The sequence below is a fragment of the Sphaerospermopsis reniformis genome, assembly GCF_005402885.1.
Classification (GTDB): Bacteria; Cyanobacteriota; Cyanobacteriia; order Cyanobacteriales; family Nostocaceae; genus Sphaerospermopsis; species Sphaerospermopsis kisseleviana.
Genome location: NZ_BJCE01000089.1, coordinates 1 through 20,109, shown reverse-complemented (window position 1 = coordinate 20,109; position 20,109 = coordinate 1). Strand labels below are relative to the sequence as shown.

Annotated in this window: 15 protein-coding genes; 3 read left to right on the top strand and 12 right to left on the bottom strand. The window is 38.3% G+C overall.

What is annotated here, in order from left to right; translation table 11 throughout:
- Positions 1–306: 306 nt before the first annotated feature.
- Together FFR48_RS14010 and FFR48_RS14005 are read right to left on the bottom strand one after the other, a co-directional pair.
- Positions 307–1,653: a GTP-binding protein gene (locus FFR48_RS14010; RefSeq protein ID WP_137667773.1), complete on the bottom strand. Its 1,347-nt coding sequence runs from the start codon at positions 1,651–1,653 to the stop codon at positions 307–309.
- A 430-nt stretch (positions 1,654–2,083) separates the two neighbouring features.
- The gene (locus tag FFR48_RS14005) at positions 2,084–3,058 is read right to left on the bottom strand and encodes a metal ABC transporter substrate-binding protein (protein ID WP_137667772.1); all 975 of its coding nucleotides are present in this window, start codon (positions 3,056–3,058) and stop codon (positions 2,084–2,086) included.
- Between the two features lie 90 nt (positions 3,059–3,148).
- Between FFR48_RS14005 and FFR48_RS14000 the strand changes: the two genes are divergently transcribed.
- Together FFR48_RS14000 and FFR48_RS13995 are read left to right on the top strand one after the other, a co-directional pair.
- Positions 3,149–3,976, top strand: coding sequence for a metal ABC transporter ATP-binding protein (locus FFR48_RS14000; protein WP_096569518.1), 828 nt, complete (start codon positions 3,149–3,151; stop codon positions 3,974–3,976).
- A gap of 220 nt (positions 3,977–4,196) precedes the next feature.
- Positions 4,197–5,057, top strand: coding sequence for a metal ABC transporter permease (locus FFR48_RS13995; RefSeq protein ID WP_096569515.1), 861 nt, complete (start codon positions 4,197–4,199; stop codon positions 5,055–5,057).
- Between the two features lie 495 nt (positions 5,058–5,552).
- Here the strand turns inward: FFR48_RS13995 and FFR48_RS13990 are convergent, their stop codons facing one another.
- The 7 genes from FFR48_RS13990 to FFR48_RS13960 form a co-directional block, all read right to left on the bottom strand.
- Positions 5,553–6,149: an exopolysaccharide biosynthesis protein gene (locus FFR48_RS13990; RefSeq protein ID WP_137667771.1), complete on the bottom strand. Its 597-nt coding sequence runs from the start codon at positions 6,147–6,149 to the stop codon at positions 5,553–5,555.
- A gap of 672 nt (positions 6,150–6,821) precedes the next feature.
- Positions 6,822–7,154: a P-II family nitrogen regulator gene (locus tag FFR48_RS13985; protein WP_096569512.1), complete on the bottom strand. Its 333-nt coding sequence runs from the start codon at positions 7,152–7,154 to the stop codon at positions 6,822–6,824.
- Positions 7,155–7,272: 118 nt separating this feature from the next.
- Positions 7,273–8,382, bottom strand: a complete 1,110-nt coding sequence (locus FFR48_RS13980; protein ID WP_137667770.1) for a sodium-dependent bicarbonate transport family permease — start codon at positions 8,380–8,382, stop codon at positions 7,273–7,275.
- A 924-nt stretch (positions 8,383–9,306) separates the two neighbouring features.
- Positions 9,307–10,170: a nitrate ABC transporter ATP-binding protein gene (locus FFR48_RS13975; RefSeq protein ID WP_371851448.1), complete on the bottom strand. Its 864-nt coding sequence runs from the start codon at positions 10,168–10,170 to the stop codon at positions 9,307–9,309.
- A gap of 112 nt (positions 10,171–10,282) precedes the next feature.
- A complete protein-coding gene (locus FFR48_RS13970; RefSeq protein WP_137667774.1) occupies positions 10,283–12,286 on the bottom strand; it encodes an ABC transporter ATP-binding/substrate-binding protein in 2,004 nt (667 codons plus the stop codon).
- 77 nt (positions 12,287–12,363) lie between these two features.
- Complete coding sequence (gene ntrB, locus FFR48_RS13965) at positions 12,364–13,200, bottom strand: nitrate ABC transporter permease (RefSeq protein ID WP_096569503.1); 837 nt, start codon at positions 13,198–13,200, stop codon at positions 12,364–12,366.
- A 44-nt stretch (positions 13,201–13,244) separates the two neighbouring features.
- Positions 13,245–14,624, bottom strand: a complete 1,380-nt coding sequence (locus FFR48_RS13960) for a CmpA/NrtA family ABC transporter substrate-binding protein (RefSeq protein ID WP_137667769.1) — start codon at positions 14,622–14,624, stop codon at positions 13,245–13,247.
- 564 nt (positions 14,625–15,188) lie between these two features.
- Here FFR48_RS13960 and FFR48_RS13955 point away from each other — a divergent pair.
- Positions 15,189–16,481: a recombinase family protein gene (locus FFR48_RS13955; RefSeq protein WP_096569499.1), complete on the top strand. Its 1,293-nt coding sequence runs from the start codon at positions 15,189–15,191 to the stop codon at positions 16,479–16,481.
- Between the two features lie 352 nt (positions 16,482–16,833).
- Here FFR48_RS13955 and FFR48_RS13950 read toward each other — a convergent pair whose 3' ends face one another.
- From FFR48_RS13950 to FFR48_RS13940, 3 genes are all read right to left on the bottom strand, one after another.
- Positions 16,834–17,586: an amino acid ABC transporter ATP-binding protein gene (locus FFR48_RS13950; protein ID WP_096569496.1), complete on the bottom strand. Its 753-nt coding sequence runs from the start codon at positions 17,584–17,586 to the stop codon at positions 16,834–16,836.
- 121 nt (positions 17,587–17,707) lie between these two features.
- Positions 17,708–18,730, bottom strand: a complete 1,023-nt coding sequence (locus FFR48_RS13945) for an amino acid ABC transporter permease (RefSeq protein WP_137667768.1) — start codon at positions 18,728–18,730, stop codon at positions 17,708–17,710.
- Positions 18,731–18,911: 181 nt separating this feature from the next.
- Positions 18,912–19,838: an amino acid ABC transporter permease gene (locus FFR48_RS13940; RefSeq protein WP_137667767.1), complete on the bottom strand. Its 927-nt coding sequence runs from the start codon at positions 19,836–19,838 to the stop codon at positions 18,912–18,914.
- Positions 19,839–20,109 lie beyond the last annotated feature (271 nt).

Below are 20,109 nucleotides of genomic sequence, written 5' to 3'. Positions count from 1 at the left end.
AGTGTGCATTTTTTGGGATTTCAAGAGATGGCAAAGAAATTTTCAAATCTCCTCCTGACTCCTGACTCCTGACTCCTGACTCCTGACTCCTATGCCCTCACGGAAAGACTTTCTCAGCAACCCCTAATTAAAAATTTTTGTTTTTACCTTGTAGGGGCGTTCGCGAAGCGTGCTGGAAGCATCAGCATTCGGGTGATAACCTATCACTGAAACCAGTTCATATTCTGTCCGAATGCTATACGCCCTGACGATTAATGAATCGGTGTTCTAGGTACTAAAGAAGCAACAATTATCAATTATCAATTATCAATTATCAATTATTAATTCTTCCTTTAAACGATACAAAATTGTATTTTTATCAACTTGGGTCAAAATCTCCTGAATGACGGTATTAGCGCCCAATTGTCCCCACGTACAGCCTTTTTCTAAATAGACCTGTGCAGCTTTACCCACAGCATAAGCACCATAACCAGCAATACCGCCTTGAGCGATCGCACTACCAGCAAATGTAGTAATATTCAGAGGATTATCACCACTAGCAATAACAGCAGAACTTTTACCTAAACCTAATATAAAACTACTGCCTATTTCTCCTAATAATAAACCACCGGAACTCAATAAAATGGTTTTTAATAAATTTGTTGCTTCATAGCTAGTCATGGGTAAAGAATATAATCTAGCTAAGGAACGAATTAAAGCTAAATCTGTAATTACACCACCAATAATATCTAAAAAAGCGATAGGATTTAACCCGATAGCTAAAGCTTTATATGTTGCGAACTTCCAAATAATATCTTCCGCTTCTTGTTGCCGAAAATCAACAGTTTTTTGGGCAATAATTTCTTCAGCTTCCCGCGCTTGAATGAGTGCGTTTAAAGCTAAAAGCGATCGCCCTTCTCTATTTAATATATGCAAAATTGTTTGTTTCAGTTCATCTACCTGGGGAGGTGGTGTTTCCCATTCATAACTCACACTTCCATCAGGATATTCTACTCTGACTTCCATCGGTGCAGGTTCTGCTGCAACCATGACAATTTCATCAGGTAATAATGGTGTCGCTTGGGGATCTCCAGCACCTAAAACTTGTAAATTCTGATAAATGCTTTTTCTATCTGTATCAGGATACAAATCAATTTTATTAAATACTAAAATCAGCGGTTTTTGTGCTTGACGTAATTGCAGCAATGCTTGATACTCAGTTCTAGTAATATCTCCCGACACCACAAACAAAATCAAATCAGCTTGCTGTGCCACATCTCGCGCCATTTGCGCCCTGGTTTCTCCCTCAATCTCATCTAAACCAGGTGTATCAATTAATTCGACAATTACCTTACCACCTGGTTTCCAACGTAGCGATCGCGGCCATTGAGTCACACCATTCAGCGGTCCAGTTTGCAGAATTTTTTCCCCCAGCAAAGAATTTAACACCGCAGACTTACCACGACTCACCAAACCAAAGGCCGCTATTCTCACCACATTAGAGTCTAGTTTGCTAAGTGTGGTGGTTAAAACCTCTATTTCTGGTTTTACCAAACCTGCTAATTCTGCTTTAGATGATAGCTGGCCTGACTTGCGGAGATATCCATACCAAGATATCGCTTGTCTAAGACTAGCACGGGCGCGGTTTAAATGAGTTTCTTGCAGTTGAGACAAGGTGACAGCAAAAAAATAGATTACATATCTATTTATATCGAAAATTTGAGCCTTGTGACTGCTGCCTTAACAATTGATAATTGACAATTGACAATTGACAATTGACAGTGGTAGCATCCCAATTTTGACAACATAAACGCAGCAATACTAAAAACTCTCTTAAACCCTCTTAACTTTGTGTCCTTTGCGTTCTTTGCGGTTCAATCAGATCAAGCCTGGGAGAAAATGTAAGATTGCAAAAAAATAAACTTACACATTAGACATCTCCGAAAATTCAATAGACTTCTCCAGAAAAGAAATTATGGAACCTATTTATGGGGGCAGGTCGAAGCATTTGGGATATCTAGATGTCTGATTTTTCCGTCAAATTATCGCCCAAATGCTTCGCCCCTACAATATATATCAACTATCAATTATCAACTATCAATTATCAACTGTCACCCAAAGCTTCAACAATGGTGCGGGTATTGGCTTCCATCATTTTTATGTAAGTCTCTGCCTCGCTTCCTTTTTCACCAATAGAATCAGAGTAAAGTTGATTTGGTGCAAGTTTCACACCAGCATCTTCCGCTACCGTTTTGATTAAAGCGGGATTAATTGTAGTTTCCGCAAAAATTGCCGGCACACCTATTTTTTTAATCTCATCAACTAATTGTTTCACAGTCTGGGCGCTTGGTTGTTCTTCAGTGCTAATCCCAATTAAAGTTCCGGCAATTTCCAAACCATAAGCATTAGCATAATATTGAAAAGCATCGTGGGTAGTAATCAATTTGCGTTTTTCTGGGGGAATAGTTTGAATTTGTTGTTGAATCCAATTATTTAATTGTTGTAATTCATTTGTCAATTTTTTTGCATTTTGAGTAAATTTTTCTTTGTCTTCTGGTGATAACTCAATCAATGAATCTCTAATAGCATTTACCATAGAGATAGCATTTTCTGCACTGCCCCAAACGTGAGGATCGGGGACAATTTGCCCTTGACTTTCTTCTAGTTTTAAAGGTTCAACAACTTCTCCCACCGCTAACTTTTTCGCTTTTCCTCCAGCAGCATTCATTAACTTAATAATTCCCGGTTCTAAGTTGTAACCGTTATATAAAATTAAATCCGCTGTTGCCAAAACTCGACTATCTGCGGGTACAGGTTCATAAACGTGGGGATCTGCACCTGGTTGGAGAATACCAGTTAAATTTATTTCCTCTCCTCCAACCTCCTCCGCCAAATCAGCAATGATAGTGCTAGTTGCTACAACTTGCGGCTTACCATCCCCCGGTGGTTGCGACTCAGAAGGAGTACAACCAAATAAAACCAAAGGTAGAAATATTCCCAAACAAAACGGGGAAATATGGAAAGCAATCTTTGTTTTCTTAAACACAGTGCGGCAGTCTATCCCTGACATTAGTTTCATTTATCTAATTGATTAATTCAAATTATTGGTTTTTTCATTTTTTTCTCATTTTTATAGTAAGCTCAAAGAATAGATATTTTAAACACGGATATGCAAAATATTTCTTTTTACCAAACATTCAATTTATTACGGAGACAGTCACAGGAAATACCTGTACAAACGAGAAAATCTATTGATATGAGTTCTCAAGCAACCATTAACATATCCCATTTAGGAGTATATTACCGCACACAAGAAGCTTTACGGGATGTGAACTGCATCATCAAACCAGGAAAATTAACAGGAATTTTTGGACCTAATGGTGCTGGTAAAAGCACACTAATGAAAGCCATGTTGGGATTAGTTCCCAAGAGTAGCGGTAACGTCTTGTATGAAAATAAACCTTTAATGCAGCAACTAGAAAAAGTTGCCTACGTACCACAAAGAAGCCAAATAGACTGGAATTATCCTGCTACAGTGTGGGATGTAGTGATGATGGGGCGTGTAAAAAAAACAGGTTGGTTGCGTAGTTTCTCGGCTGTTAGTCGCCAAGTAGCAAAAGCAGCCTTAGAACGGGTAGGAATGAAAGAATACAGCGATCGCCCTATTGGAGAACTATCAGGAGGACAACAACAGAGAGTATTTTTAGCCCGTGCATTAACCCAACAAGCAGAAATTTTTTGTTTTGACGAACCCTTTGTAGGAATAGATCAAAAAACCCAAACAATAATTTTTGAAGTTTTTCACGAACTAACAGCAGCCAATAAAATTGTATTAGTAGTAAACCACGACTTAGGCGAATCAATCACCCATTTTGATGATTTAATTTTACTCAATTGTGAACTAATCGCCACAGGTTCACGCCAACAAGTTCTCACAGAAGAAAACCTACATCGTGCTTATGGTGGAAAAGTCATCTACTTCAGTGATGCAGCATAATAAATTATAATTCAGGAGTCAGGAGTCAGGAGTCAGGAGTCAGGAGTCAGGAGTCAAGAGTAAAACCTGCTTGATAGTTGATTTTTGGATTAAATTTTGTACTTCATTTACCTGCAAGATACTGTAATTATTTTATCTATCTCTTCCTCTTCCTTCTCTTCCTTCTCTTCCTTCTCTTCTTCCTTCGTGTACTTCGTGCCTTCGTGGTTCATTCTCATTTATGTTAAACACACTCATTGAACCATTACAATATAGCTTCATGCAACGTTCATTAATCATCGCCATATTAGTAGGCTTATTATGTGCGATAGTTGGTAGTTACTTAATGGTACAAAGACTAGCATTACTAGGTGATGCGATCAGCCATTCCGTACTACCAGGACTGGCGATCGCCTTTATGATAGGTGCTAATATTTTTATTGGGGCGTTTATTGCCGGGATATTAAGTACCATAGCCATAGCATTTATTAAAACCCGTTCCCCCATCAAAGAAGATGCAGCAATGGGGATAGTATTTTCAGCTTTTTTTGCCCTTGGTATTACCCTAATTACAATCATTCAAAAAAGCAATAAAATCGACCTTAATCATTTTTTATTTGGTAACATTCTCGGCGTAACAGTTGACGAAGTGCGAGACACAGCTATCATTGCTGCTATCGTTTTAATCATCGTTTTTTTACTATACAAAGAACTGTTATTTTACACCTTTGATCCATTAGGCGCACAAGCCGCAGGTTTACCAATTAATCGTTTAAACTTTGGTTTAATGTTGTTAATTTCTTTAACAATTGTCGCCAGCATGAAAGCTGTAGGAGTGATTTTAGTATTATCACTATTAATTACCCCAGGGGCAACTGCATATTTATTAGTAAAACGATTACATGAAGTAATGATTTTAGGGGCGGTAATTGGTGTAATTTCTAGTATTAGCGGAATGTATCTGAGCTATTTTTATAATTTACCTTCTGGACCTGCGATTGTGTTGGTTGTTTCGGGTTTATTTATCTTAGCTTTTTTGTTTAGTCCTAGACATGGAATTTTTCAGCACGCTGGAGGCAAACAGCAGAAAACAGGAAGTTAGGGAATATCACCTTTTACCCATCTTCACAGAAGATGGGCAAAAAAGCGATCGCTCTTGTTAAATTCTTCCTGATTTAGCAGACACCCCGGCGGAAATACATAAACCTTAATTGATCAATTACCCTCAGGTGGAACTGGGGGTTTCACTAAAACATTTTTCGATTATATACAAAAAAAATATTTGCATAACCGAAACTTTCCGGATCTAGTCAAAATCCCTACGGATAAGAAAAACAGTAGATGCACCTTAATTTAGATCATTACCCTCAGCCATTAGCTGGGGGTTTTATTTGAGCAATTTTGAATTGCTTTGAATTGCTTAGTTTTGTATTTTTGTGAGTAAAAAAGTTCTTTGACCAATAGAACTTTAATTGAGTGTGAATTTCTATGAATCACTTTTCCCTCAGCTTTTTAGGCTGGGTATTTTATTATAGCGTATTCTCTAAAGAAAGGGTATTTTTTAATAAAACTTTATCATTTCCAGAAAACCGCAATTTTAAAGCAAACCAGCAGCTGACCAGACTGCATAACCAATCAGTGCAAATAACAACGTAATCAAAGCTGTCATCACATAACAAATACATATTAGCAAGCCATCCGATTCAATACTGGCAACAGCAAAAAGTAAAATACCGATGGTAGGGATAGGATTGGTAAAGGGAACAGGTGACATTAATAGAACAGTCAACCAGGAAATACAAAAGCCATTAAATCGCCAAGTCAAATCATGAGAAGCAATTTTTGTCAAGCGGGGACGAGTAATTTTTTCTAATAATGAAGTGACTCGACATAAGTTTTGCAGGATAACTTGAGCAAAGGGGCGAGGAAATTGATAAGTAGCGATTTTTCTAGGTAGCCAAGGCGATCGCCTACCCAAAAGCATTTGTAGAGACAACAGCAAACAAGCGACCCCAAAAGGACCAGTTAACCCTGGAGGCATGGGAAACAAAAACGGTAAAACTAATAATGCAATCACCAAGCTAAAACCCCGTTCTGAGGTTTCTGTCAGAACATCACCTAGAGTTAGTGACTGGTCTGATAAACGTTGCAGTAAAGACTTTATCTCTTGAGAAAATCTTAGATGTATTTTCATAGGATTTTCTAGTAAATACCACATTCAGAAGACTACACAGGGGTGAGGGGGGATCTCGCAGGGGTAGGTTTTTAATATGATCTGTGAAGGCAAGACCAGGAAGACAAGGAAGGCTTGTCCTGAGCGTAGTCGAAGGGATGGACAAGAAAGATTTTATACGGACAATGGTTTTTTGACGGACTATTTTTGTGACTAAAAATACAGACTTTGTACTGTTTTCCTCCCTTGTCACCTTGTCCACCTTGTCCACCAAGTCTTGCCCTGACGACAATGTAAAATACCTACCCTTGTGAGGTGAGGGGGGATCTAATCGAGAAATAAACCTGAATATCTGTAACTAGCAACTTACGTTAAGTAGTGATTTCGCCATCGGTATTTGTTAGTGTTAGTTAAGAAAACAGTAACTAGCTACTAACCCTGGAAAATCTTTCCACCTACTTTCCTGTTTCTCAACCTCAACCCTTTGATTGATCAATGTTTTGAGTTTATTCAGCAACCCCTATTAATTGATCATAGCGTTTGTTGGGTTTCACTGTGTTCAACCCAACCTACAAAAATTCTGAGTGACAGTTGGGGTGCGGAATGTGGGATCTCAAATGACTAACGTTTTGAGTAACGACCATCAAAAAACCGGGGTCATGCCCCGGCTTTTAAAGTCTGCGTCGTTTCCGCTCAACAGCCGTCTGGTCCACAGAAATGTCTTCCGTACAGTACCTCTGCTTCACAGATATAGATAATGCCCGCATAATCCATGAAAAATGTAATTGCGACCTTATCTGCTATATTCTCCGCCATCTCCCGTGTTTCGGTGAGTACCTCGAACTTCACATTTGAATCAGTGTCAGCAGTGTTGGGTTTACCGGTAGAGCGCACGTTACGACTACCTTTACCGCCAGTATCCACCACTGTGTAACCAGTCGCTCCGCATTCTTCAATGATCTTGGCGACCTTTTTGAGCAGAATCTTTTCGGTGACGATGACGAGCTTGTTGGCACGCTTGGACATATTGATTACCTCCTTACCTACGTAACTTGATATTATATATTCTTGTTATGCAAACCCAATACTGAGTTGCTTAGTCTGCCGGTTCAAGGAGCGCCAACAGACCACGACCCCTCTGGGATTAGCCGCCGATCGCCTGGGCAAGCCCGACAAAGAAGGGTATACACAAGCCGATTGCAACTGGTGTACCAATGGCTGTGGATGCACCTATATAAGCGGAGGGATTAGCTGAAGGGATACCGGCTCGCAATGTAGGAGGACCGGAGATGTCGGAACTGGAGGAAGCGATGACGGCCAGCATTACCACACCACCCATGCTGAATCCCGCGACTTGGTGGGCAATCATACCTAAACCGAAGGCAATTAACCCATGTATAAATGGTGCTATCACACTATACACAACGTACCATTGAGCTACCTTACGCAGTTCACCAACCCTTGACCAAGCTTCCATACCCATAACCAACATCAAGATCGAGAGCAAACCACGAAAGGCGGGATCGTAGAAGCTTTTGTAGACACTTTCCGGCTGGGTGAACAGTCCCAGAGCTAGACCTAACAACATGGCGGATAAAGCAGGACCACGGAGACTTTCCTCGATGATTGGCCATATCTTCACTTTATTATCACCGGGATCTTGCTGCTGACTGAGATACTCCTGTCTGGTAGTGGGATAATCGCCTGCCGCCACAGCCTGCTTGCTGAAAGACTCCTGCATAGCAGAGTCGCCTGATTCTTTAAGTTTCCTCTTGTTGAGGTAAATATTAGCTACCACAATGGCAGTTACAAGGGCGGGAATATCCATGAAGGGATATAGTGCGCCAGCCCATGCTTCAAAGGGAATTTTTTGTTCTTCCAGTACCGTCAGACCAGCAGCCATTGTAGAACCACTCACCGCACCAAATAACCCCCCGGTGGCGATCGCGTCAACTACTTTGACCTTTGGCAGTTTGGCTAACGTATAGCGCGAGATGAATACAATCGTAATCCCTGTTACTACAGCAAAGATCATGGGTAACACCATCTCCGTCAGATTAGAATTACGGATCGCAATTCCACCAGTCAAACCGATTTTGGTCAGCAGCATGAAGACGATGATCGTACAAATTGACTCTGGAATTACCAATTCACTACCAAGAGCAGCAATGATCATCCCCCCAATCAAAAAGGCCAGTGTTGGAGACTGCAACTGAGCAATAAAGTCCGTAATAAATAAGGACACAAAATCCACGAGTACCTCCTTCTCCTCTGACGAGGAGCATTGAATCAATGAACTAAAAATGAACTAAATGAGATTTAAAGAGCTAAAAAAAGTAAAAATGAGGCTCTTCACACCTACAGCACAGGTTTTTACCGCAGACTGAAATTACAAGCACTTAGCCACACCAAAACAACTATTTTCAACTGCCAAAAACTTGATCGCTAATAATGCAACTATGATTATTTGGTAATAACAACCCTTGGTAACAATTAGAAATTTTGTCACCCAGTTTACTATTAGTTGAAAATATTAATGTTGGCTAATTTCTGTTGATGTAATTTCCAGAAGTTAAGCTGTCAAAATAAAAAGTAAAGAGTGTTTATTAACAGCCTTTTCATTTTTATGTTGCGGTAGAGGATATACTAATGTTGATATAAATATGTAATTTCAACATTTAAGTTTTATTAAAACTTTTTTCTCAAAATACATTTGTCAATGCTCCTCAAGTAGTGCTTAACTGTTTTCTAAGTACAAAAAACAGCAAGTGTAAAATATCTTGCTGATTTGTAATTATGTTTGACAATTTACATGAATTGTGAATTAAGGTTCTACTTCAGGAGAAATCCTAGTTACCTTGAAACACAATCATGCAGAACTATCTACCCAGTTTGGTTTTTGCAGTTGAAACCGGGGATCAACTGTTTGATTACAAATAGCATACAGCCTTTAGGTCAAAAAAAAAAAACCCAAAGACATGAATTATAAGAAAAATATTATATACCTCATATAAGCAGAAGCTTATATGAAAGCCCAAAATTGGCTGTATTAGTCAATGTATAAGTTTTATTCTATGAAAACCATTATTTATTTATGAGGGAACAGGGAACAGGGAATAGGTAAAAAAAGGTTTACTGAGAAAATATATAGGCGAAATTTAATTCGCCTGGTTTAGTATTAACCTACATCATCATGAGCGAAACGGTTAAACAGGAAGTCTAACGCATAGTTACGGAGTTGATAATACTTGGGATCTTCCATAATTAGAGCGCGATCGCGTGGCCGGGAAAAAGGAATTTCCATCACTTCCCCAATTTTGGCATGAGGTCCATTAGTCATCATCACTAACTTATCCGCCAAAAACAGCGCCTCATCAATATCATGGGTAATCATCAACACGGTACAACGGTTTTCATTCCAAATTTTTAACAACTCCTCCTGTAACTCTTCTTTGGTGATCGCATCTAAAGCGCCAAAAGGTTCATCTAAAATTAATACTTTCGGACGAATAGCTAAAGCGCGAGCAATAGAAACACGCTGTCTCATCCCCCCAGACATTTGCATGGGTTTCTTCTCCATAGCATCAGACAGACCAACCATAGCTAAATGTTCCCGAACAATAGATCGTTTTTCGGCTTCTGGTTTAGTGGGGTAAACAGCATTTACAGCCAAGTAAATATTTTCAAACGCTGTCCGCCAAGGTAAAAGCGCATAGTTTTGGAATACTACCATCCGATCTGGACCTGGTTTAACAATTGGTTGTCCTTCCAATAACACCCGGCCAGTGGTAGGAGTATTAAAACCAGACACCATATTTAATAAAGTGGACTTACCACAACCAGAGTGGCCGATCACACAAATAAACTCACCTTGATCAACTTCTAAATTGACTCCATCCAGAACTGTAAAGGGTCCTTTTTTCGTGGGGTAGGTTTTAGTGACATCTTGAATTTGTAGAAATGCTTGACGGTTGCGGGTTTTAGTAGATGTTTGCATTTGGGTTTTAGGGGAGTTATTAAAAGCGAGAGTACGGTTTTGCATAGTTTTGGTAATGGGTAATTGGTAATGGGTAATGGGTAATGGGTAATAATCTCATTCCCAGACTCTGTATGGGAACGAGAAAACTATTACCTTCTGCTTTTTTTAAGCCGTTTTAAGCTGCTACCTTTCTGGGAGTATCAAGTACCACTTCCGCCACAGAAAAATCACGTTTAATTTCTAAACTACTGAGATAAGCAAAAGGATCATCAGCGTTGAAAGGTTTACCATCAAATAATTGAATAGGTTGACGGGTGTAACTGATATCTAAACCTAATTCCCTCGCTGCTGTACTAAACACACCCACACGACAAACTCTTTCCACAATTTCTACCCAGTTACGGGGGAAAGGAGTTTCACCCCATCTTGCTAACTGTGTCATAATCCAAGTTTGCTCAGTTCTGCTAGGACGATTAATGGCAGATGTACCATAAAATTGATGATGGGCATATTCCCGCATGGGATGATCTAAATCGCAACTATTAGCATTGGGATCTTCAAGTTGAATAAAATCAATGTCAGTATTCACATATTCCCGATTTGCTAAGATGGATCTCACTTCCTGAGCATTTTGAGGATCAGCACAATATTTACAGGCTTCTAACAATGCTTTGGTTAAGGCAATATGAGTATTAGGATAAGCACTAGCCCAGTCTTCTCTAACTCCTAAAACTTTAGCAGGATGTCCTAACCAAACTTCTAAATCTGTGGCAATTGTAAAACCTGAACCCTCTACTGCGGCGCGATAATTCCAAGGTTCTCCTACACAATAACCATCAATACTTCCACCTTTCAAATCTACCACCATTTGGGCAGGGGGAATATTTTTCATGGCGACATCAATATCAGGATCAATTCCTCCTGCTGCTAACCAATAACGCAAAAGTAAATTGTGCATTGATGCCGGATGTACAACCCCCATTCTGTGCATTTGTTCACGGGTTTTGAGAAGGTAGTTGTGGAAGTCAGAAAGACTATGTACACCCTGTTCATAAAACTTTTTCGCTAGGGTAATGGCGTTACCGTTGCGAGTCATAGTTAAGGATGTGACAATCGGTAAAGGTTGGTTTTTATTACCTCCTAATGATAACCACATCGGCATTCCTGAAGGCATTTGGGCAGCATCTAAATATCCGCCAGTAATACCATCAACAACACCCCGCCAGTTACTTTCTCTAACTAAGGAAACTTCATCTAAACCATGTTTAGTAAAGAAACCTTTTTCTTTAGCTACTGCTAGGGGAGCGCAAGCTGTAATAGGGAGAAAACCAATTTCTAAATTTACTTTTTCTAAACCATGACGGGGGATGGCTGGGGTTTTTCTGGCACGTAGTTTTTTAATACGTTTTTGTTGGTTGAGGAAGTAGATCATTTCACTACGTAAGGTGTAGTAACTGGGATGTTCTACTACTTCCATTCGTTTCCTGGGTCTGGGAATATCTACTTCTAAAATATCCCCTATTTTTGATTCTGGTCCGTTGGTTAACATGACAATTCTATCAGATAACAAAACGGCTTCATCTACATCGTGTGTCACCATCACTGCGGTAACTTGATTTTCTTCACAAATTTGCATTAATTGTTCTTGCAAATTACCGCGAGTCAGTGCGTCTAATGCTCCAAAAGGTTCATCTAATAGTAATAGTTTAGGACGAATTGCCAGAGCGCGGGCGATCGCTACCCGTTGTTTTTGTCCTCCTGATAACATTGCTGGTTGTTTATCAGCATGGGGACGTAAACCGACCATATTTATATGTCTTTCAACAATTTCTTTACGTTCTGCTGCTGGCATTCCATTTAATACTGAATCTACTGCCAAAGCAATATTTTCTCTGACTGTGCGCCAAGGTAAGAGAGAATAGTTTTGAAAAACTACCATCCGATCTGGACCTGGTTTTTTAATTCTTTGTCCTTCCAGAGTTACTAAACCTTCTGTGGGCAAATCTAAACCAGCAATCATATTTAAAAGGGTTGATTTTCCACAACCAGAGTGACCAATTAAAGATATAAATTCACCCTTTTTAATTTCTAAATTAATGCCTTTGAGGGCGATATATTGGCCGCCACCAGTTAATTCAAAGACTTTATCAATTTGATCTACAGCAACAAATACTGACATATTTTTGGTAATTGGTAATGGGTAATTGGTGATGGGTAATTTGTGATTGCTGAAGAGCAACCACAGGGGGGTTGCCCCTACTTTTGTTCTGGTAAAATACGGTTTTGTAACCAAGCCATGAATTTATCAAGTAATAAACCCACAACACCGATATAAACCAGAGCCAAAATAACTTCACTGACGTTATTATTTTGATAAGCGTCCCAAATAAAGAAGCCAATACCAACGATACCGGACATCACAATTTCTGCCGCAATAATCGCTAACCAAGCTAAACCAATCGCGATTCTTAAACCTGTAAAGATGTAAGGTAAAGCCGCAGGAATTAAGATGTTAATAAAGTATTCTTTTTGGGAAAGTTGGAGAACTTTAGCAACGTTATTGTAATCACTGGGAATTTCTTTTACACCCACTGCTGTGTTAATCAAAATTGGCCAAATTGAAGTGATGAAAATTACGAATAATGCGGCTGGTTCGTTTTGTCTTAAAGCTGCCAAAGAAATAGGAACCCAAGCTAAAGGCGGTACTGTTCTTAATAGTTGGAACAGGGGATCTAAAGCCTTAGACATTGTTTTGTTAATACCAATTAACACCCCTAGAGCAATACCCACAATAGCAGCTAAAGTGTAACTGATAGCTACCCGTTGCAAACTAGCTAAAATTTGCCAGAATAGCCCTTTATCAATGCCACCTTTGTCATAAAAAGGGTAAATTATTAAAATCCAAGTATCTTGAATAACTTGAATAGGTCCGGGTAAAGTTGCACCGGGAGTCCAGGCGAATAATTGCCAAGCTGCGAGAAATACAGCAAGGGCGATCGCTGGTGGTATCAGTTCAGGAAATTGCTTTTGTAAATTGGATATAAAATTGTTATCCAGCTTGGAACTTGCAGGACGTTTTTGGGCTATTGTCATGGGATGTTCTCTCCTAAAATTGGCTGATGATTAATGATAAATAACTAAGCACTAACTTTCTTAATTGTCAAACTCTTGATGTATGCTTCTGGATCTTCAGGATCGAATTTCACCCCATCAAAAAATGTTTCGACACCGCGAGAGGTAGTAGCAGGAATATCCGCAGTAAAACCAGCTTCTTTTGCTGCTTCTTTCCAAATATCTTCCCGGTTAACTTTATCAATTAAAGCTTTAGCTTTTGCCCCTTTATTAGCAATGTAATCTTTTGGTAAAAAGCCCCATCTCACGCTTTCAGTGATAAACCATAAATCATGACTCTTGTAGGGATAAGAAACACTACCTTTACCGTCTTTCCAGTACAAAGCAGCCATTGTTTTATCATTAATCTTACGGCCATCTCCCATGTCATAAGTACCCATGAATGGTTCCATCAAAATCTCAACAGGTAAGTTGAAATAATTTCTGCCAGCTAATATTTCCGCCGCTTCTTTGCGGTTATCAAAATTATCTAACCATTGTTGTGCTTCCATGATGCCTTTTAATAAGGCTTTTGTTGCTTTAGGATGTTGATCAACCCAGTCTGCACGCATGGCAAAATATTCTTCGGGGTGATCTTTCCAAATTTCTGCTGTCAATGCAGCCATAAAGCCAATTTTGTCTTTCACAATTCTATAAGGCCAAGGATCTCCGGTACTGAAAGCATCCATTGTTCCTGTTTTCATGTTGGCTACGGTTTGCGCTGCGGGAACAGTCAACAATTTAATATCTGTATCTGGGTTAATACCACCAGCAGCTAACCAATAACGAATCCAAAAATCTTGGTTAACTCCAGGAAATGTTTGCGCTGCGGTAAATGGTGTGGGGGATGATTTTAATTGAGCAAATAAAGATTTAGCTCCTGCAAGTTGCAAAGTTACACCTTTACCTGCGTGTTTGTTAGCAATGGCAATACCATTACCATGTGTGATTAATTGACATAAAACATACATGGGAATAGGTTTATTACCTTTAGTAATTTTACCTTCGGTAATTAAATGTGGCATGGGCATTTGCCATTGTCCACCATCAATCCCACCACCAGCAGAACCAATTTCTATATTATCTCTGGCCGAACCCCAAGAAGCTTGTTTAGAAACCGCTACATCAGTCATGCCATATTTAGCAAAGAAGCCTTTTTCTTTGGCAATAATTAATGGAGCAGATTCAACGATGGGAATATATCCTAATTTAACTTTTGTAGTTTCTGGTTGTTGTTCTGCACTAATATTCGCTACTGGTTGAGCAGTATTAGTTGTATTCGTACCGCCTGTGTTACCTGCTTCGGGAGGGTTGCCTAGACAACCTTTCAGGAATACTGCACCTGCGGAAGCTCCGGCAGTAACGATAAATTTACGGCGAGAAATTTGATTCAAAAAGTCAGACATAAAATACATCTCCTGGTTTTGCAAATCTATTTTTTAGCCATGAAAATTACCACAAGAAAAATTTATTTCTTGCACTTGCATACAATATATTCAGTCGTGCTAAGTTCTCATTTTCCGACAGAAAATGCCTAACTTAGCTATGAAAACAAAGGCGGATTACTGTGATTTGTTGGATGAGTTACAAAAAATTTCTCAACCATTGAAAATTATTTTACAGGTTTTTTTAAGGAATGCAACTACTTGGAGAGCTAAATCTTAAATGAATATTAGATTAGACATATAAGTAAAAATTTATAAATAGAGATAAATTTTGCTAAAAGTTTCTAATATATATCTTGAGACTGATGATTATGATTAGGTTTAGGCTATGCAATCCGTAGGTATTGGTTTAGTTTATTACCCTCAAAGGGCATGATATAAATAATTTTGATATTCTCTATAAGATTAAATCTGCAATCATAGATGAATCTTATTTGGTGACTGGTGACTGGGGAAACAGGAAATATTTATCTTTCTCCTGACTCCTGACTGTTGATAACTAATAACTGATATAAATGAAAACTAATGAAAATTATTGCTTATAGCTATAGTGATCCACTGTTGGAAACTACTCCCGATGAAGCTAGTTGGGGTTGGGAAGTAGATCACATTTATCAAGACCTGGGAGAGCGATCGCAACTACAACAATTAATAAGTGACTGTGAAACCGAACCTGCAAATTATCTGTTGATTCGACGTTTAGAAGAATTGGGAGATACATTAGCACAAGTGAGCGATCGCCTCAACCAATTAGAAGCTATGGGCGTAATAGTCATTGCTACTGAACAACAATATACATCTGAATCTGCTAAATTCCGTGTCGAACTCCTCAACTTACTCCAAGAAATTCAGCGTCAACAACGTAGTCGCCGCATCCTTCAAGGACACGCTAAAAATCGTCTCGAAGCCTTACCACCTCCAGGTAAAGTTCCCTATGGCTACCGTAGAAGCAAAGACAAATATATTATTGATCGCAGTACATCACCTATAGTCAAAGATTTTTTTGACAACTTTCTACTTTATGCTTCTCTACGCGGTGCTGTTCGTTATCTAGCCAAAAAATACGCTAAAAAAATCTCTGTCACTACCGGCAGACGTTGGTTAACAAACCCCGTTTATCGTGGTGATACCGCTTATCAAAATGGAGAAATTATTTCTGACACTCACATAGGTATCATTTCTAGGGAAGAAGCAGCGCAAGTTGACAGACTTTTACGCCGCAATAGTCGTTTACCATCTCGTACCGCTAGTGCGCCCCATTCTTTAGCGGGGTTAGTTGTTTGTAGTCAATGTCAGTCTAGAATGATAGTCACTCGTGTTACCCAGCGTTTTCAAGAACATGAGTATTTATATTTACGCAATACAAATTGTCCCCAAAATCCTAAATGTCGTGCTATTCCTTATCAAGATGTTTTGGAAAAGACAATTGAAATTGTTTGTCAAGATTTACCTTTAGCAGTTGCAGGAATGAATTTTCCCCAATTAGATACTATTAAAAATAGTTTAAATCATAAAATTGCACATCAACAACAAATCCTTGAACAGTTACCCACCTTGATAGAAACTGGAGTTTTAGATCCAGAAACAGCTAAAATCAGAGCTTATAAACTTCGCACAGAAATTTCTCAAATGCAAGCCAAATTAGCTATTCTCCCTCCTGTCAACTTGCGTGCTGTTGCTGAAGTTGTTTCTATTCCCCAATTTTGGTTAGATTTATCAGAAGTAGAAAGACGATTTTATTTAAGAGAATTTATCCAGCAAATAGAGATAATTCGTCAAGGTGAAAACTGGCATTTACAGGTAAATTTCATTTTTTAATAAGTTTTAATAAGTAGGGGTTGCTGATAGCGGAGCGTGGCGTAAGCCTTCAATAATGGACAATTACAGCTATTTTCAGGTAAATAAACCACATTTTGATTTAGGTTTCGCGTCAAAAATGTAGGGGCGTTCGCGAAGCGTGCTGGAAGCATCAGCATTCGGACAATTAATTATCGGTTTTTACCGAAGACTATCATCCGAATGCTTCGCCCTGACTGTGGTCTAAAGACATAAAAACTTCTGTAACAATTAAAAATTGACAATGAAACAATTATCAATTATCAATTGTCAATTGCTAAACTGGATCAAACCTGATACTTCTCAGACATCCTCTGACTCCTTGATCTCCTACCTAAAGAATTTGTGATAAAAACTTCCTTGTTCTCTCTTCCTTGGGTTCAGTAAAAAACACATCAGGAGTTGCTTCTTCAACCAAAAAACCACCATCCAAAAACACCACTCTATCAGCAACTTCCCGCGCAAAACCAACTTCATGAGTTACAACCACCATCGTCATTCCCTCACTAGCAAGGTTTCGCATCACATCTAAAACTTCTCTCACCATTTCCGGATCTAACGCAGAAGTCGGTTCATCAAACAACATAATTTTTGGTTGCATAGCTAACGCACGCGCAATAGCTACCCGTTGTTGTTGTCCCCCTGATAACTGTCCTGGATATTTATTTGCTTGGGCTAAAATTCCCACCCTTTCTAACAGTTGCATTGCTAATTCTTCCGCTTTTTGTTTTGGTAATTTACGTACCCAAATCGGTGCTAAAGTGATATTTTGTAAAACTGTTAAATGGGGAAATAAATTAAACTGTTGAAACACCATCCCCGCTTCTCTGCGGACAGCTTCAATATTTTTTAAATCACTACTTAAAGTAATTCCATCAATAGTTATTTTTCCCTGTTGATATTCTTCCAAAGCATTAAATGTTCTGATAAAAGTTGATTTTCCTGAACCGGAAGGACCCATTAAAACAACAACTTCACCCCGGTTGACTGTTAAACTCACTCCTTTAAGAACGTGAAATTTACCATACCACTTATGAACATCCTCAGCGATAATAATTGGTGCTTTTATTGTTTCTTGTGCTTTCATATATTTCAACCTCAATTGAATAATTGTCTATAGCTGTAGACAAGGTAATTAGAACATTTAGTAAAACGATAACTTATACAATTAAAAGCTTTTAATACTGTCACCTGTCACCTGTCACCTGTCACCTGTCACCTTGCTTTTCTAACCTGCGAGAAGCTAAAGACATTGAATAACAAAATACCCAATAAATTGCCCCAATAAATATATAAACTTCTGCATATCTCCCTAAAAATCGCGGTTGTGCTAAAATAGAACGAGCAATTCCTGTTAATTCTACCAATCCCACCAAAGATAACAATGAAGTATCTTTAAATAAACCTATAAACTGTCCCACAATTGCCGGAATTACAGCACGTAAAGCTTGGGGCAATATAATTAATATTAACACTAAAACTGAATTTAATCCTAGTGCCTTTCCTGCTTCAAATTGTCCCCTGGGAATTGATTGTAAACCACCGCGTACATTTTCAGCCATATAAGCAGCACTAAATAAAACCAGTCCCGCAATTCCTCTAATTAAGCGATCTAAACGTAAATCATTTGGTAAAAATAAAGGTAACATAACTTGGGCAATAAACAAAATTCCTATTAATGGTAGTCCTCTAACTATTTCAATATAAAGAATAGAAAACCAGCGAATTATCAATAAATTACTGGTTCTTCCTAATGCTAATAATACTCCAATGGGAAAGGAAAGAACAATACTAACAATTGCCATTAATAATGTTAACATCAACCCATTCCACAGATTTGTGGAAACAGATTTTAAACCAAAACCTCCTCCAATTAACCAGATATTAATTGCAAAAGATAATAACCATGCTGGTGCAAGCCAAGGTGTGATAAATTGAGAAAATCGGTTTTTGATGACATTTTGTTTTTTGGTAAATAAACTCCAGGTTATCACACTTAAAGTTGTGATGATTCCTAAAACTATCCACAAACGCCAATATAAGGTTTTAGGAAATCTCCCCACTAAAAATAAATGTAAATTGGCTTGAATAACTTGCCATTGTGCTTGAGTAAATACCCAAACTACTATTCCTTTAATTATCCAAAAGAGAAAGATTAAACACAGAATACTTAATACTGTATTATACCAGTTATTAAAGAGATTTTTCCTTAACCAAGTTAATTTATTCATGGGTTATTGTTTATTTATTGTTGTTCTCGTTCCCATACTCTGTATGGGAATTAATTATAGAAGAATCTGGCTTCTATTAAACCATAGTCAGAGACTATGTGATAGCATTCCCCGTCTCAGACTGGGAACGAGATAACAATTATCAATTGTCAATTGTCAATTGTCAATTATCAATTGATAACTATCTTTCTTTGATCTGAAATTTATGATTGATTAAATTCATCATCAAGGAAATAATTAAACTAAGAGTGAGATAGGTAAGCATAATTAATATCATCACTTCTACAGCTTTTCCCGTTTGGTTAAAAGTGGTAGAAGCAACAAAATAAATATCTGGATAACCAATAGCGATCGCCAAACTAGAATTTTTAGTTAAATTCAAATATTGACTGGTAAGTGGGGGAATAATTACCCGCAAAGCTTGGGGAAAAATAATCAAACGCATTAACAAAGTTGATTTTAAACCCAAAGATAAACCCGCTTCCCATTGTCCCTTAGCTACTGATTTTATCCCACCTCTGACAATTTCGGCAATAAACGCACCTGTGTAAAAAGTTAACCCTAATAACAATGTCGAAAATTCTGGAGTTAAGTTAAAACCCAGAACTTCTAAACCATTTTGACTAAGTTTAATGAAACCAAAAACAGAAATTTTATTTTCTAAATTTGGTAAACTCAGAAAAACTGCAAAGTACCAAAATAACAACTGTAATAATAAGGGTGTGTTTCTAAAAATCTCCACATAAACTAAACTGATATTTCTCACTAACCAATTATCAGATAAACGCGCAATTCCCGCAGTTATTCCCACAATTGTTGTGAGGATAATTCCCAAAATTGCTACACGCAAGGAATTAATTAACCCAACCCATAAAGCACGCAAATAGGTATCAGTGGGATTATAGTTAATAGGAGTTTCGCCAATATCAAAAGACGCTTGTTGCTGGAGAAAATCAAAACCAAAGTTAATTCTTAATTGCTGTAAGTTGCGGTTGACATTTATCCATAATATAGTAACTATAGCTATTGCTAAAATGACAGCTATAACTTGTGTTGCAATTTGCAAAAAACGATAATCACGCCATATCGGTGGTTTGGAATTAGTCATTATTCATTAGTTATAGTATTTACCAAGCTAGTGAGGTACAGAGTTTTTTATCTTAGGGAATTGGTAATTGGTAATTGGGAATTGGTAATTGGTAATTGGGAATTGGTAATTGGTAATTGGTAATTGGGAATTGGTAATTGGGAATTGGGAATTGGTAATTGGGAATTGGTAATTGGGAATTGCTGATTAAAAAACATAAAATTGATTACCCAGTCACCAGTCACCAGTCACCAGTCCCCAGTCCCCAGTCACCAGTCCCCAGTCACCAGTC